The organism is Streptomyces sp. NPDC002206, from assembly GCF_053593595.1.
The window spans coordinates 274,956-289,990 of the sequence record NZ_JBSFCW010000001.1; the positions used below are offsets into that span (position 1 = coordinate 274,956).

13 protein-coding genes are annotated in these 15,035 nt (G+C 68.8%); 4 read left to right on the forward strand and 9 right to left on the reverse strand.

Annotated features, from left to right (window positions below; genetic code table 11):
* The first annotated feature begins 26 nt into the window (after window positions 1-26).
* A complete protein-coding gene (locus tag ACWCP8_RS01250; protein ID WP_451113867.1) occupies window positions 27-740 on the forward strand; it encodes a PspA/IM30 family protein in 714 nt (237 codons plus the stop codon).
* Window positions 741-785: 45 nt separating this feature from the next.
* Here the strand turns inward: ACWCP8_RS01250 and ACWCP8_RS01255 are convergent, their stop codons facing one another.
* The 6 genes from ACWCP8_RS01255 to ACWCP8_RS01280 all read right to left on the reverse strand — a co-directional run bounded on the left by ACWCP8_RS01255 (window position 786) and on the right by ACWCP8_RS01280 (window position 7,829).
* Window positions 786-3,335 carry a SpoIIE family protein phosphatase gene (locus ACWCP8_RS01255; RefSeq protein ID WP_352267764.1) on the reverse strand — a complete coding sequence of 850 codons (2,550 nt, stop codon included), beginning with the start codon at window positions 3,333-3,335 and terminating at the stop codon, window positions 786-788.
* A 202-nt stretch (window positions 3,336-3,537) separates the two neighbouring features.
* Window positions 3,538-3,966, reverse strand: a complete 429-nt coding sequence (locus tag ACWCP8_RS01260; RefSeq protein ID WP_355998448.1) for an ATP-binding protein — start codon at window positions 3,964-3,966, stop codon at window positions 3,538-3,540.
* A 139-nt stretch (window positions 3,967-4,105) separates the two neighbouring features.
* Window positions 4,106-4,570: a (deoxy)nucleoside triphosphate pyrophosphohydrolase gene (locus tag ACWCP8_RS01265; protein ID WP_451113868.1), complete on the reverse strand. Its 465-nt coding sequence runs from the start codon at window positions 4,568-4,570 to the stop codon at window positions 4,106-4,108.
* 121 nt (window positions 4,571-4,691) lie between these two features.
* Window positions 4,692-4,892, reverse strand: coding sequence for an SPOR domain-containing protein (locus ACWCP8_RS01270; protein WP_352267749.1), 201 nt, complete (start codon window positions 4,890-4,892; stop codon window positions 4,692-4,694).
* Between the two features lie 192 nt (window positions 4,893-5,084).
* Complete coding sequence (locus ACWCP8_RS01275; protein ID WP_451113869.1) at window positions 5,085-6,863, reverse strand: purine-cytosine permease family protein; 1,779 nt, start codon at window positions 6,861-6,863, stop codon at window positions 5,085-5,087.
* Between the two features lie 213 nt (window positions 6,864-7,076).
* The gene (locus ACWCP8_RS01280; RefSeq protein WP_352267746.1) at window positions 7,077-7,829 is read right to left on the reverse strand and encodes a GntR family transcriptional regulator; all 753 of its coding nucleotides are present in this window, start codon (window positions 7,827-7,829) and stop codon (window positions 7,077-7,079) included.
* A gap of 290 nt (window positions 7,830-8,119) precedes the next feature.
* Here ACWCP8_RS01280 and ACWCP8_RS01285 point away from each other — a divergent pair, with 290 nt between their 5' ends.
* Entirely contained in the window at window positions 8,120-9,493 is a 1,374-nt protein-coding gene (locus tag ACWCP8_RS01285) for a glycoside hydrolase family 18 protein (RefSeq protein ID WP_451113870.1), read from the forward strand.
* A 112-nt stretch (window positions 9,494-9,605) separates the two neighbouring features.
* Here the strand turns inward: ACWCP8_RS01285 and ACWCP8_RS01290 are convergent, their stop codons facing one another.
* The gene (locus tag ACWCP8_RS01290; protein ID WP_352267744.1) at window positions 9,606-11,189 is read right to left on the reverse strand and encodes a S8 family peptidase; all 1,584 of its coding nucleotides are present in this window, start codon (window positions 11,187-11,189) and stop codon (window positions 9,606-9,608) included.
* Window positions 11,190-11,438: 249 nt separating this feature from the next.
* On the opposite strand from ACWCP8_RS01290, the gene ACWCP8_RS01295 reads away from it, so the two are divergent.
* Window positions 11,439-12,536, forward strand: coding sequence for a threonine synthase (locus tag ACWCP8_RS01295; protein ID WP_352267743.1), 1,098 nt, complete (start codon window positions 11,439-11,441; stop codon window positions 12,534-12,536).
* A gap of 57 nt (window positions 12,537-12,593) precedes the next feature.
* Here the strand turns inward: ACWCP8_RS01295 and ACWCP8_RS01300 are convergent, their stop codons facing one another.
* Entirely contained in the window at window positions 12,594-13,076 is a 483-nt protein-coding gene (locus ACWCP8_RS01300) for a cupin domain-containing protein (RefSeq protein WP_352267742.1), read from the reverse strand.
* A 540-nt stretch (window positions 13,077-13,616) separates the two neighbouring features.
* Here ACWCP8_RS01300 and ACWCP8_RS01305 point away from each other — a divergent pair.
* Window positions 13,617-14,369 (forward strand): carbonic anhydrase, encoded by a 753-nt coding sequence (locus ACWCP8_RS01305; RefSeq protein WP_352267741.1) that lies wholly within the window; start codon window positions 13,617-13,619, stop codon window positions 14,367-14,369.
* A gap of 131 nt (window positions 14,370-14,500) precedes the next feature.
* On the opposite strand, the gene ACWCP8_RS01310 is transcribed toward ACWCP8_RS01305, so the two are convergent.
* A complete protein-coding gene (locus ACWCP8_RS01310; RefSeq protein WP_352267740.1) occupies window positions 14,501-14,905 on the reverse strand; it encodes a hypothetical protein in 405 nt (134 codons plus the stop codon).
* Between the last annotated feature and the right edge of the window lie 130 nt (window positions 14,906-15,035).

Consider the following 15,035-nt stretch of genomic DNA (forward strand, 5'->3'; position numbering starts at 1 on the left):
TAGTGTCCATACAAAGGAGAGGTGCCATGACCAAGCAGACCGTCCTCGGCCGCGTCACTCAGCTGGCGAAAGCCAATATCAACGCCCTGCTGGATCAGGCGGAGGATCCGCAGAAGATGCTGGACCAGCTGATCCGCGACTACACGGCGAACATCTCGGAGGCCGAACAGGCGGTGGCGGCGACCATCGGCAATCTGCGGCTGATGGAACAGGACCACCGCGAGGATGTCGACGCGGCCAAGGAGTGGGGCGACAAGGCCCTCGCGGCCAGTCGCAAGGCGGACGAGCTACGGGCCGCCGGATCGGTGGCGGAGGCCGACAAGTTCGACAACCTGGCCAAGGTCGCGCTCGGCCGGCAGCTCCAGTCGGAGAAGGAGGCGAAGACCGCGGAGCCGACAATCGCGTCGCAGACGGTGGTGGTCGACAAGCTCAAGTCCGGCCTGGATCAGATGAAGTCGAAGCTGACAGAGCTGAAGTCCAAGCGCGACGAGCTGGTCGCGCGCGCCAAGTCGGCCCAGGCACAGAATCAGATGATGGACTCCGTCAAGAACATCAATGTTCTCGACCCGACCAGTGAGCTCAGCCGATTCGAGGACAAGGTCCGGCGGGAGGAGGCGAGAGCGATGGGCAAGCAGGAGCTCGCCGCATCGTCCCTGGACGCCCAGTTCGAGCAGCTGGACAGCCTGGGCGACAGCGCGGAGGTCGAGGCCAGGCTCGCCGCCCTGAAAACGGCCTCATGACCACCGCACCCGGAGCGCTCACCGCACTCGCACCACGTCCGGGTGTCAGAACATGCTCAGCAGCTGCTCGACCGTGCGCTCGGCGGCCGGCTGCCCGTCGGGCAGCGGCAGTTCGAACCAGACGGTCTTGCCGCGCGGTGTCCGCCTCGAACCCCAGGCCGCGCTCAACAGCCCCACCAGCTGCAGCCCTCGCCCGCCCTCGTCCGTGTCGCGCGCCCGGCGTCGTCGTGGCTGGACGAGACCCGCATCCCATACCTCGCACACGAGCGTACGGTCACGCAGCAGCCTGAGCCGGATCTCGCCCTCGCCGTACCGCAGGGCGTTGGTCACCAGCTCACTGACGAGGAGTTCGGTGGTGTCCACCAGGTCGTCGAGGTCCCAGGCGATCAGCTGGCTGCGGGCCAGTTCGCGGGCGAGACCGACGGAGCGGGGTTCGCTCGGCAGCCGCCAGTCGCCGACCGCGTCGGCCGGCAGGCCCTGGATGCGGGCCATCAGCAGGGCGATGTCGTCCTCGCCGTGCCGGGTGTCGAGGGTGGCCAGGACGTGGTCACAGACGTCCTCCAGGGGGAGTTCGGGTTCGACGAGGGCGTCGCGCAGAGCCTGCAGTCCTTCGTCGAGCGGGTGGTCGCGGGATTCGACGAGTCCATCGGTGTAGAGGGCGAGGAGGGCGCCCTCCTTGAGTTCGACCTCGACCTCCTCGAAGGGTTCGCCGCCGACGCCGAGCGGCATCCCGGGCGGGACGTCGAGCAGCAGGGCCGGTTCGCCCGGCTCGACCACAACAGGGGGGAGGTGACCGGCGTTGGCGAAGGTGCACCGCCGGGTGACCGAGTCGTAGACGGCATAGACACATGTCGCCAGGTAGACCTCGGACAGGTCGGCGTCGCGGGACTTGTGGGAGGCCCTCGACGGCCACTGGGCGCCACCGCCGAAGCCGTCGGAGGCGGTGCTGCCACCGGGGGTGCCGAGGCCGCGGGCCACCTCGTCGAGCGCGGAGAGCACTTCGGCGGGTTCCAGGTCGAGGAGGGCCAGGGTCCTTACGGCAGTGCGCAGTTCACCCATGGCGACGGCGGCCCGCAGTCCGCGGCCCATGACGTCGCCGACGACCAGGGCGGTGCGATGCCCAGGGAGTTCGATCACGTCGAACCAGTCGCCGCCCACCTCGGTCGCCGCGTTGCCGGGCAGATAGCGGCAGGCTATGTCGAGGCCCGCGGCCTCGGGGTCGCCGGGCGGCAGCAGGCTGCGCTGGAGGATGAGTGCGCGTTCGTGCTCGCGCCGGTAGAGGCGGGCGTTGTCGATACAGACGGCGGCTCGGGCGGCCAGTTCGGTGGCGAGGGCACGGTCGCGCTCGCCGAAGGGCTCGCTGCCCTTCGTACGGGAGAACTGGACGAGGCCGACGACGGTGTCATGGGCGACCATCGGCACGGCGAGAGTGGACTGGACGAAGCCACGGTCGTCCCCGGGGACGTTCTTGACCCGGCCGGTGCGCAGAGCCGTGGCGCAGGGGGAGTTGAAGGGGTAGCGGTGGACGGCGCCCAGGGCCGGCGGGTCGGTGTCCCCGTCGGTCGCGGTGCTGTCCGGGACCGCGTCCGACACGGCGCTGGCGAATCCGACGCGCCGCAGTTCGGCGGAGCCGCCGACGGGCTCCTGGCGGAGCGAGCCCCAGCTGCCGGGCGGTGCCTCGTCGCCGGTGAGCAGCCCCTGGTAGAGGTCGACGGAGGCGAGGTCGCAGAAGCCGGGTACGGCCACGTCGAGGAGTTCGCGGGCGGTGGTCTCCAGGTCGAGGGAGTTGCCGATGCGTGCGCTGGCCTCGTTGAGGAGGGCGAGGTTGCGGCGGGCACTGGCGGCCTCGCGGGCGGCAATATGGCGGCGGGTGACATCGGTGGCCAGTCCGGCGATGCCGACGGGCCGGCCTGCTCCGCTGTGCACGCGGTAGAGGTTCATCGACCAGTGGCGGCTCTCCGCGTCGCCGGGTGCGGTGCCGACGAGCTGGAGATCGGTGACGGAGTCTCCGGTCTCCAGGACCCGCTTGAGCGTGGCGGTGAGCCGCTCGGCCTCGGGGCGGGCGAGATAGTCGTCGACCGTGCGGCCGCGGTGGTCGTCGGCCTGGCCGCCGAAGACGGTGGCGAAGCGCTGGTTGGCTCGTACGACCGTGAAGTCCGTGCCGAACAAGACGAAACCGAAGGGAGATTGGCCGAAAATGGCCTGCGAAGCCGCCAGATCAGTCTCGATACGGCGCAGGGCGCGGACATCCACGACGATGCAGAGCGCGGCCCGCTCCCCGCTCCCCGTCTCACTGGGCATCACATAGAGCTCGGCGAGCCCGTGGACGGCATTTTCGCCCGGGATGCGGAAGGGGACGAGGCCCGTCCACTCCTTGCCGTCGAGTATCTCACCGACCCGGCGATGGCCGTCGGTGCGCAGCTCGGAGGGCATGAATGCCTCGACCGGATCCCTGCCCACCGCCTCGTCTGCGGCAATGCCGAAGAGACCGGCGGCCCGGCGGCTCCACTGCTCGATCAGCCCGTCGGGGCCGATCGAGAAGGAGGCGACCCTGATGTAGTCATAGATCGAGCCAGGCGGGCTGCTCTGCCACACGACGTTGCCCGCTGTCCCAGGTATTTCGCTCACGCGACCGTCCCCTCCAGCTCACACACCGGACCGGTCCTGCCCGCAGTATTCAGCACTACGGCGCTTACCGACACGGCGTTCACGATCACAGCACGGTCTCAGTCCCTTTCAGCCAGGTACTGACAGGCACTGCCCGAGCTTTGTGATCGCTGTGCGTCCCACCCCACTCCTAACCAGGGAGGGCCAGCTCGAACCACACCGTCTTGCCACTCTTTCCGTGCCGAGTCCCCCAGCGGCGAGCAGAACGGGCCACGAGCTGCAGCCCTCGGCCCCCTTCGTCATCAGGTCCGGCGGCACGTTCGGTGGGCAGATCCGGAAGCGGATCGGAGACTTCCACAAGCAGTCCGGGGCGGGCGTCCGGACCTTCGCCGTTGGGTTGGGGACGCACGAGTCGTACGCCGATGGGGCCTGAGGTGTAGCGCATGGAATTGGTCACCAGCTCACTGACCAGCAGAACGGTCACATCACCGACGGTCGCGTCGAGCCCCCAGCCGCGCAGTGCCTCGTGGACCGCATGCCGAGCGGTGCGCACGGCCCCCGGCACGGCCGGAAAGGTCCACTCGGCGCAGTCGCCTTCGGTATCGATCACGCCGATCACTTCCCAAGACCAGCAAACAGGGAACGTCTGTCTAAGGGGACTAATCAGCCCATACCCGATATTTGGGGTGGACTATCGCTGGAATCGGCATGTGGGGCGTACGGGTGTAGGGCAGCGTGCGCGCACGGAGGGGGCACGGTCAGTGGCGCGCGCCGTCCGACAGGGGCCCGGTCGGGGCATCTCGGTCAGGGGCGGTTCCGGTCGAGGCGGCTCCGGTCGGCATGCGGCGCATGGCCTCGGCCACGGCGGGCCGGTCCTGGTCCAGCCAGTCGACGGCGTCACTCTCGCCCGGTCCGAGCCATCTCAGTTCGTCATGGTCCTGGAGCGGGGCGGGCACACCGGACACCAGCCGCGCCGTCCACACCCGGAGCACATATCCGGGCGCCAGCGGCCACTCGCCGGGGATGCGCTCCAGCGGCTCCGTCTCCACACCGAGTTCCTCGCGGAGTTCACGTACGAGCGCCTGCTCACCGGTCTCCCCCGGCTCCAGCTTCCCGCCGGGCAGCTCCCAGCGGCCCGCCAGCTCAGGCGGGGCGCTACGGCGCGCGGCCAGCAGGCGTCCCTGGTCGTAGACGGCTCCGGCCACCACCACGCGATCGTTCATACGCCGGAGCGTAACCCCCAGCCCGCGACGCTCCGACCCGCCCGCCGCGACCACTCCGCCCCGCCCCGGCTCGCGCGCCACCGGCCGGCCCGCTCCCCGAGGCGGCGGTCAAGGAAGGTGGTCAGGGACGGGCGCTCTGCCCCAGGCGCTCGACCCAATAGAGCTGCTTGTGGCCGCGGCTGTCGAGCTTGTCGGCGATCTTCTGCGCCTCGGCCTGCGTGGCATATCTGCCGACGCGGTACCTGTTGCCGTTGTCGTCCTGCCGTATCACCAGCCAAGGGAGCACGGCCCCGCTGTCGCTCATCGTGTCCCTCCCGAGCATCGCGCCCCTCCCCTGAACGGCCTGCACGACTCTAAGGATCCCCAGGAAACCGCAGTACGCATATGCCCGAGCGTACGCCTGACCTTCACGCAACGGATACGTAATTACACAAAGAGGCACCGATCCGGCCATCACAAAGGGGCGCAGTCATCCTGATGCGCCCCCCTGTGCCACACGGATCACTTGCGCCGCCTACGCCTCTGCCTCCGCCGTTGCCGTTGCCGATGCCGTCCGGATCGTCGGCATCGGCATGAGGACCGGACCGGCCGCCGGTTCCTTGCGGCAGACGTCCCCGCACTCCGCGTCCAGCGAGCAGCACAGCGAGCAGATCGGCCCCGACCGGACCGGGCAGTCGGCGATGTCCGGAAGTTCGTAGGCGGTGTCGCAGACCGAGCAGGTATGGGTGGCCGTGATGTCCTCGATCTCGACGTCCGGGCCGTTCACCGGGTTGGGGCGGGCCAGGTAGTACTTCCCCTTCGTCGCCCAGGCGATCAACGGGCAGAGGGTCAGGGAGAGTCCGGCCGCGATGAAGGTCGAGAAGGCCTCCGCGTAGGCACCGAACAGCCCGAAGAAAGCGAGGATCGAGACGGTTGAGGCGATCACCATCGCGCCGAATCCTGCCGGGTTCACCGCGTACAGATAGGCGCGTTTGAACTCGATGTACCGCGGGCTGAGCCCGATCCGCTTGTTGATGACCAGGTCGGCGGCGACGGCCGCGATCCAGGCTATGCCCACGTTCGAGTAGAAGCCCAGCAGTTTGTTGAGGGCGGCGAACATGTTCATCTCCATCAGCGTCAGCGCGATGGCGAGGTTGAGGAAGATGTACCAGACCCGGCCCGGGTGTTTGTGGGTGAGCCGCGAGAAGAAGTTCGACCAGGACAGTGAGCCGCTGTAGGCGTTGGTCACATTGATCTTGATCTGCGAGACGATCACGAACAGAGCGGCAGCCGGCAGGGCGAATGAGCCGAGCCACGGCTTCAGCGCCTCGATCTGCGGTGCGATCGGCTCCAGTGCGTGCGTCTTGCCGACCGCCCCCAGAGCCACGAACGCCAGCAGCGCACCGCCGAGCTGCTTTGCCGCCCCGATGACGACCCAGCCGGGCCCGGCGGCGAGCACCGCGAGATTCCAGCGCCGCTTGTTGGCCTCGGTCTTCGCGGGCATGAAGCGCAAGTAGTCGGCCTGCTCGCCGATCTGGGCGATGAGCGAGAGCGCGACGCCCGTACCGAGCCCGAAACCGATCCAGGAGAAGCCGGATCCCGCACCCTCCGTACCGCCGAAGGAGCCGAACGCGCCCCAGGCGTCGGGGGCTTCGAAGGCGAGCACGACGAACGGCAGGAGCATCCCGACGATCCAGATCGGCTGGGTCCACGCCTGCACCTTGGCGAGCGCCCCCATGCCACGGAAGACGATGGGGATGACGATCAACGTGGTCAGCAGATAGCCGACCTCGACCGGCAGCCCGACGGCCTGATGCATGGCCTGCGCCATGATCGAGCCTTCGAGGGCGAAGAAGATGAAGGTGAAGGACGCGTAGATCAGCGAGGTCAGCGTCGAGCCGAAGTAGCCGAAACCGGCGCCGCGCGTGACCAGATCCATGTCCAGGCCGTACTTCGCACAGGTCCGGGCGATCGGTATGCCGGTGAGAAAGATGATCGTCGCGGCGGTCAGGATCGAGGCGAAACCGCTGGTGAAGCCGTAGGCGAAGACGATCGAGGCACCGATCGCGAAGTCGGCGAGATAGGCGATGCCACCGAGTGCAGTGCCCGCGACCATCGAGGGCGACCAGCGCCGGAAGGAGTGCGGCGCGTAGCGAAGCGAGTAGTCCTCGCGGCTTTCGTCGGCGGCGAGCTTTGCGTAACTGCGCCTGGGGGGCGGCGGCTTGGCGGCCCCGGTCTCCGTTGCCTCCGGGACCCCGGCGGGCTTCACCTCCGGGGCCTCGGTCGTCGTCGTGGGGCCGGCAATGTCCGTCATCGGTGGCTTCCCGTTCGTCAGTCCGGTGTGCGGGTACGAACGGGAAGGTAAGAGCAGGACATGACAAGCCGTTACAGCCAGTGATTGCCCATCGGTTACGAGAGCCGAGTGGGCGTTAACTCGTCATCACGGGCGCCGGACAGGCCGTCCGAGTATCGGTCACCCGACAGGAACTCGACGCACCGGCCGCCCGGCAGGGACTCGACGTACCGGTCACCTGACGGGAAGGTGGTAGGAGATCCGGTAGCGGTCGGCGGGCACCACCACGTCCGCCGTCTCGACCGGCCGACCCGATGCGTAGTACGTACGCCCGATCACCATCACCACATGGCCCGGCACACCACCGAGCGCCAGGAGTTCCTCCGCCAGCCCCGGGCGCGCACCGACCTGCTCGACCACGTTGTCCACGACGACATCGATCGCGGCCATCCGCTCGACCACCCCACAACCGCCCAGCGGGCCTTCCTCGGGCAGCATCACCGGCGTGCGTCCCGTGATCGCGAGGGGTTCCCAGGAGGTGGAGAGCATCATCGGCTCCCCCGCTTCCCGGAAGATGTACCTGGTGCGCATCACCCGGTCCCCCGGCTCGACACCGAGGCGGCCGGCGATCTCCGGGCTCGCCTCTTCCTGTTCGCTGCGGGACTCCCAAGTCCCTCGCACCCCTTCCGCCGTCTGCTCCTGACGGAACGGGCTGGCTCCCGCGTCCGGCCGGTAGCCGGAGCGGGCGATGCTTCGCGGGACCGGGCGCGCACGCACATACGTACCGGAGCCGGAGCGTCCCTCGACCAGCCCCTCCGCCATCAGCACCTTGCGTGCCTCCAGCGCCACGGTGTCCGAGACCCCGTACTCCTCGCGGATACGGGCCTGCGACGGCAGGCGCGTGTGTGCCGGCAGCGAACCATTGACGATCTTCTCTCGCAGATCGCTCGCAACGCGCAGATAGGCGGGCTGCTCACCGAATGTCACAGGCCACTCCCAACAGGTTGACAGTCTGCAACAGCCTGGCAACCGTCGGTTGTGAATCGCAAGCACAGGCCAACGTTTCACCCGAAGTGATGACTTGGCGCCGCCCTGCGCATGTCGCGGTCCCGGCCGCCACGGGGATCTCGGCCACACTCGGCCCGGTACGGCGCCATGGCCTCTCGATCACGCTCGATCACCGCCAAACCCTTGACCCGTTTTGGTCCAGACCAATAGTTTCCTCACCACACAGCACGGCTCTCGCACCTCTCAGCGCACCCACAGGAACGGGCCCCATGCGTCGAAGAATCCTGTCCAGACTGGCCATTGCCGCCTGCGCCCTCTCACTGGCGGCCGGGATCGCACCCGCTGCCTCCGCCTCCGGAGGCTCCGCCTCCCCCTCCCACGCCTCCGGTTCCGCCGCCTACAAGCGCGTCGGCTACTTCACCCAATGGGGCGTCTACGGACGCGACTTCCAGGTCAAGGACCTGGAGACGAGCGGCACCGCGGCCAAGCTCACCCACATCAACTACGCCTTCGGCAACGTCAGCGCCGACGGCAAGTGCTTCACCGGCAATGTGCCGGGAGAGGCCGACGCCTGGGCGGACTACGTCCGTCCGCTGGACGCCGCAGGGTCGGTGGACGGCGTCGCGGACACCGACACCCAGCCTCTCGCGGGCAACTTCAATCAGCTGCGCGAGCTGAAGGCCAAGCACCCCGGCCTCAAGGTGATGATCTCCCTGGGTGGCTGGAGCTGGTCCACCCACTTCTCGGACGCGGCCCGCACCGCCGCCTCCCGCAAGGCGTTCGTCTCCTCCTGCATCGACCTGTACTTCAAGGGCAATCTGCCGGTGGACGGGGCGCGCGGCGGCGAGGGCGCGGCGGCCGGTCTCTTCGACGGCGTGGACATCGACTGGGAGTGGCCCGGTTCCGCCGGCGACACGGACACGGTCTACCGCCCCGAGGACAAGCGGAACTTCACCGCGCTGGTGCACGAATTCCGCACCCAGCTCGACGCGTACGCGAAGAGCACTGCCAAAGAGGGCGAGGGCCACGGGCACAGCAGCAGGCCCAAGCACTACGAGCTGTCGGCGTTCGTTCCCACCGCTCCGGCCAAGATCGACGCAGGCTTCGACGTCCGCCGCATCATGCGGGACTTCGACTTCGTGAACCTGCAGGGCTACGACTTCCATGTGTCCGGCGAGACGACCACGGCGCAGCAGTCCGCGCTGTACGCGAAGAACGACTTCAGCGTCGACCAGACCGTGCGCGAATGGATCGGGCGCGGCGCCCCCGCCCGCAAGCTGGTCATGGGCATGCCGTTCTACGGTCAGGGCTGGACCGGAGTGACGGGCGGCGGCGACGGTCTCGGCCGGCCCGCCGCGGCCCCCGCACCCGCCACCTGGGCTGCGGGCTACGAGGACTACAAGGCCCTCAAGAAGCTGGCCGAATCCGGTACGTACAAGATCCATCGGGATGTCAGGAACGGCCACGCATGGCTGTTCGACGGCACGACCCTGTGGACGTACGACGACCCGCAGGTGCTGCGCGCCAAGACGTCGTACATCCGTCAGCAGGGTCTGGGCGGCGCGATGTTCTGGTCGCTGGACGGGGACACGGACGACGGCGAGCTGATGACCGCCGTCGACCAGGGCCTCGACCTGCGCTAGGGGGTACTTCACAGAAGCCCCCAGGGCACTGGTCGGCAGGGGTGTGGGGGAGGCCGCCGATGCGGTCGCCCCCACACGTTCAGCAACTCACGAAAGCCCTACGGACGGGGCATCAGAACTGCAGCGCCCAGGAGTTGATCCTCCCGGTGTCGGCCGCCGCGTTGTCGCTGACCCGCAGTTTCCAGGTGCCGTTCGCCACCTCCGACGAGGCGTTCACCGTGTAGGTGGTGCTCACGTTGTCGCTGCTGCCGCCCGTTCCGTACGCCTTCAGGTTGTAGACCGAACCGTCGGGCGCGACCAGGTCGATCCTCAGGTCGCCGATGTAGGTGTGCGTGATGTCGACGGGCACGCTCAGCGCCGCCGGTGCGTTGCCGGTGACACCGGTGACGGTGACCGGCGACTCGACGGTGGAGTTGTCGCTGATGGTGTAACTCGTCGTGTTCTCGAACTTCGGTCCCGGCGGAGTCGTGGTGCCGGTGCCGACGTTCAGCAGCCGGTTCGGCGAACCCGTGCCCGGGCTGGTCACGACTCCGGTGGCGGCCGCGGCGACCAGTCCGGCCGAGACCTGCGCGGGGGTGTCGCTCGGGTGGTCGGCCAGATAGAGGGCCGCGGCGCCGGCGACGTGCGGAGTCGCCATCGACGTACCGGAGATCGTGTTGGTGGCGCTGTCGCTGGTGTTCCAGGCCGAGGTGATCGACGAGCCCGGGGCGAAGATGTCCAGCACGCTGCCGTAGTTGGAGAAGCTGGAGCGGGCGTCGGTGCTGGTCGTGGAGCCGACGGTGATGGCCTCGGTGACGCGTGCCGGTGACTTGGTGGAAGCGTTGGTCGACTCGTTGCCCGCGGCCACGGCGTAGGTGATGCCGGACGCGATGGAGTTGCGCACAGCGGCGTCGAGCACGGAGTCCGCCCCACCGCCGAGGCTCATGTTGGCGACGGCGGGCTTGACGGCGTGCGCCGTCACCCAGTCGATGCCCGCGACGACCTGGGCGGTCGTGCCGGAGCCGCTGTTGTCGAGGACCCGGACGGCAACGATCTTCGCCTTCTTGGCGACGCCGTACGCGGAACCTGCCACGGTGCCCGCCACATGGGTGCCGTGGCCGTAACCGTCCTGTGCGGTGTTGTCGTTGTCGATGGCGTCGTAGCCGTACGAGGCCCGGCCGCCGAAGTCGCTGTGGGTGATCCGGACACCCGTGTCGATGATGTACGCGGTGACGCCCTCGCCGGCCTTGTCGGGGTAGGTGTAACTCCCATTCAGCGGCAGGCTCTTCTGGTCGATCCGGTCCAGTCCCCACGAGGGCGGCGACGGCTGGGTGCCGGAGACCGTGAAGGTCCGGTTCTGCACGACCGACTTGACGGCCGGGTCCGCGGCGAACTTCTTCGCCTGGGCGGCGGAGAGCTCGACCGCGTAGCCGTTGAGCGCGGCGTGGTAGGTCTTCTTGATCTTGGCGCCGTACTCCTCGGCCAGCGCCTTTCCCTGCGCGGAGCCCGCTTCGGCCGCCGATTCGTCGAGCGTGACGATGTAGCTGCCACTGATGGTGCCCGGGGCGCCCGCGTTCTCGATCCGGCCTTCTGCCGCCGTCCCGGCCGCGGTGGCGGGGAACGTCGCGGCGGTGGAGAGAACGAGGGCGGCGCCGGCTATGACGCTCGCTGCGGCAAATCTTCGACGGGCGTGGGGGGTGTGACGCATCACTGACATGTGAGGGGTCCTCCTCAATTGCGGTGCGCTGGTGGGGGTGTGGCGCGGGATGCAGGGACTGAGGACGGAGACAGGAACAGAGAACAGCCGAAGAGCATGGCCATGACAACCAACTACTCTGGGATCCGTGCTGCCCATCGCCCGGCCGACAGCGAAAGATTGACCGATCCATAGGAATCCCACAAGGGCCCCGTGGGCTGTGCCATACCTTCGCCATTCGCCCGCCACACGCCTGACATGCTGGCGGCCATGGCCACCTATCTCTGCCCGCAGGACGGCACCCGCGCCGAGACCACCAGCCTGACCTGGTGCTGCCCGGTCTGCCGCGGCCCCTGGGACCTGGACTTCAAAGCCGCCGGGCGGCTCTCACTCAACTCCCTCGCCGGACGCGTCAATTCACTGTGGCGTTACGAGGAGGCACTGCCCCTCTCCTCGCCCGCCACCAGCCTCGGGGAGGGCCGCACGCCGCTCGTGCCGCTCACCCGCACGGTCTCGGCCAAGCTCGACTTCCTGATGCCGACGCTCTCCTTCAAGGACCGCGGCGCCGTGATGCTCGCCGAACTGGCCCGCCGCCTCTCCCCCGAACGCGTCGTCGCGGACAGCAGCGGCAACGCGGGAACAGCCGTCGCCGCCTACTGCGCGCGGGCCGGGCTGCCCTGCACGGTGTACGTCCCCGAGGGCACCTCCCCGAAGAAGACCGAACAGATCCGGGCCCACGGCGCCCGCCTCGAGATCGTCCCCGGCGACCGCGAGGCCACCGCACTCGCTGCCCGGACCGCCGCCGACTCCCCCGGCACCTTCTACGCCTCGCACGTCTTCAACCCGTACTTCCTGCACGGCACGAAGACATACGTCTACGAGATGTGGGAAGACCTCGGCGGCCGGCTCCCCGCCGCCATCGCCGTACCGGTCGGCAACGGCACGTTGCTCCTCGGCGCGGCCCTCGCCACCGCGGAACTCCACGCCCATGGCCTGATCGACGAGAGGCCGGCGCTGATCGCCGTACAGGCCGAGGCCGTCTCGCCGCTGGCCGCCGCCTTCCACGCGGGGACGGACGGCCTGCTCGACGATCCCGGCCGGGCGGCCGCCCCGACACTCGCCGAAGGCATCGCCATCCCCCGCCCACCGCGCGCACGCCAGATCCTGGCGGCGGTGAGGGAGTCCGGCGGCACGTTCCTCACGGTGACGGAGGATCAGATCCGCAAGGCGCAGCTGGATCTGGCAGCCCGCGGCTTCTACGTCGAGACGACCGGCGTCGCCTGCTGGGCAGCGGTCGGCGACTGGACGGACCGCAGCGTCGTCGTACCGCTGTGCGGCGCGGGCCTCAAGACGGGCCTGGCGCCCTGACCTCGCATGCGGTCACCTGCACGCCATGACCGGCATGCAGGTGACCCGCCATGCCGATCAGTCAGTCCAGTACGTGTCGTGCTTGATGAAGAACTCTGCCCGCTCCTGCTGCGACCACTCGGCGGCCTGAGCGACCTTCTCGAAGTACTCCTCGCGCGGCGCACCCGGCGTGAACAGCAGCAGCATCGACGCCGGCGCGTCGGAGTCGTTCCGGAATGCGTGCAGCCCGCCCTGCGGTACGTACACGAAGTCGCCCTGCTCGGTGTCGATCCACCGCTCACCGTTGTAGATCCGCACCGTCCCGTCGAGGATGAAGAACGATTCCGAGATCGACCGGTGGAAGTGCGTGGCCGGGCCGCCCGCTCTGGGCGCCATGTCCATCCGGTACAGCCCGAACTCGCCGTGCGTGGTGTGCGTGGTCGCCAGATAGTGGGTGGCGCTGCCGGTGCGGGACTGCAGGTTCGGCACCGTGTCCGCCGGCCTGTACGTGGCGCTGATCTCTCCCTTGCCGTCCCCGTAGATCGGCTCCGGATACGACATGCCGTTCTCCTCTCGATGCTGCCGGTGCTCTCGGTAGGGTCGGTGCTCTCGATGCTGCCGGTGCTCGATGCGGCAGCATCGGGTGACGATCGAGGCCCTCCGTATCGACTCTTGACGCATGGCCGCGATTGTCCACGGGCCGGGCACGGTCCGGAAGTCGACACCGGCTGCCGAAGCCGCGCAGGGCCGACTCGGGCAGGATGGGCTCCATGACGGACCCGCGGAACGCGGAGCCGGCGAAGCGCGCACTGCCGGGAATCGTGGTGCCGGGCGGGTGGCGGACGTCTCGGCCGACGGCCTGAGGGCGCGTCGGGAGGGAGGGGCCCGGGCTGCGGTGCAGGAGAGCCCCGAGGAGTGGTGCCACTCGGGCCCGCCTCGCGCATCAGGCGCTCAAGCAGCTACCCGAAGCGGCCCCTGTGGGCCGTCGGTGGCAAAGCAGCCCATGTCCTCGTGCGCCTGCCGTCGGGTTCCCACGCCGCGCTGAACAATCGCCCTGGTCAAAGCGTAGGACGTGGCTCAGCGGACCGAGGGGAACGACCGATGGACAGAACGGCACATCCGGATCGCAGAGCTCTGCTCACCGGCGGACTTGCGGTCGCCACGGTTGCGCTTGCGGGGTGCTCATCGACGAGCGCCACCCCGTCGACGAACAGCGCTCCGTCGGCGAGCAGCGCTTCGCCGGAGGCGCGGCCGGCCACGCCCGCCGCAGCATTCGCGAGACTGATGGACGGCAACAAGCGCTGGGTGAGCGGAGATCTGCAACATCCCGACCGGGATCCGGACCGGCGCCGGCTCGTGGCCCAGACGCAGGAGCCTTTCGGGTCGATCCTCGCGTGCATCGACTCCCGGGTACCGCCTGAACTCCTCTTCGATACCGGGCTGGGCGACCTTTACGTGATGCGCACCGGCGGAGAGGCGGTCGGCCCGGTGGTCACGGGTTCCGTGGAGTACGGCCCCATGACGAGTGGCACTCCGCTCATCGTGGTCCTTGGGCATCAGCGCTGCGGCGCCATCGAGGCGGCGTACAAGTCCATCCGCGACGGCAAGCCGCTGCCAGGAAACCTGGAGGCGATCGCCAAGGCTCTGCGGCCGGCGTACGAGCTAGCAGTCCGGGAAGGCGGTGCCGATCCGGTCGAGACCATGGCCCGCGCCCAGGTCAGGCTGACCGCGGCCGACCTGCGCTCCAACCAGGACCTGGCCCCACTCGTGGCAAAGGGCACCCTTGCCGTGGTCGGCGCCTACTACTCGCTCGACACCGGCAAGGTGGAAGTCCTGGCCGGCGCGCCTTCCTGACCGGCCGGACCGGGCGAATGCGCGTGGTCGGGGCGGTGCGGATGAACGGGACCGCCTCTTGGAGGCGCCTCGAAACAGCCGAAAGCGCCTTGCGGCGGTCCGCCGGATCGGGAGTTTCGTCGACGACGCGGCTACGCCAGATCCTCGAAGGAGTCCTCGCCCGGACGCCAGACCGTCCAGTCCGCAAAGTCCTGGGTCCGGTACGACGCGATCTCCGGGCCGACGAGCTCGTCCCATTCCGGATGCAGGACGACGGTGCCGGACGGCAGCCGGATCCGCAGGCCGATGCCCGTTGCCTCGACAGTGTCGACGACCTCCTCGCCGGCCAGGGCGCGCAGGGCGTCGGCGTAACCGAGCCGACCGTCGCGGTAGACCTCACCGTCGGGTGTCTCGACGCACGGCATCACGAGGTACGTGAGGATCTGCTCGTCCGGCGAGCCGAAGTGCAGCTCCAGGTGGTCCAGAACGAAATGCACCGCGTCCAGCCGGCACCCGACGAGCCTCGACAGCAGCTCGTTCGGCACGTACGCCGCCATTGCATTGCTCCCCTACACCGGTCGCCCCAGGATCCGCACAGCGGCGTCCGGGTGCCGCAAGCCCTCGGAGCCTAACAACAAACACCCCCTGACCTGCAAAAATAATCCAGAGGACGTCTCGCGCGGACAC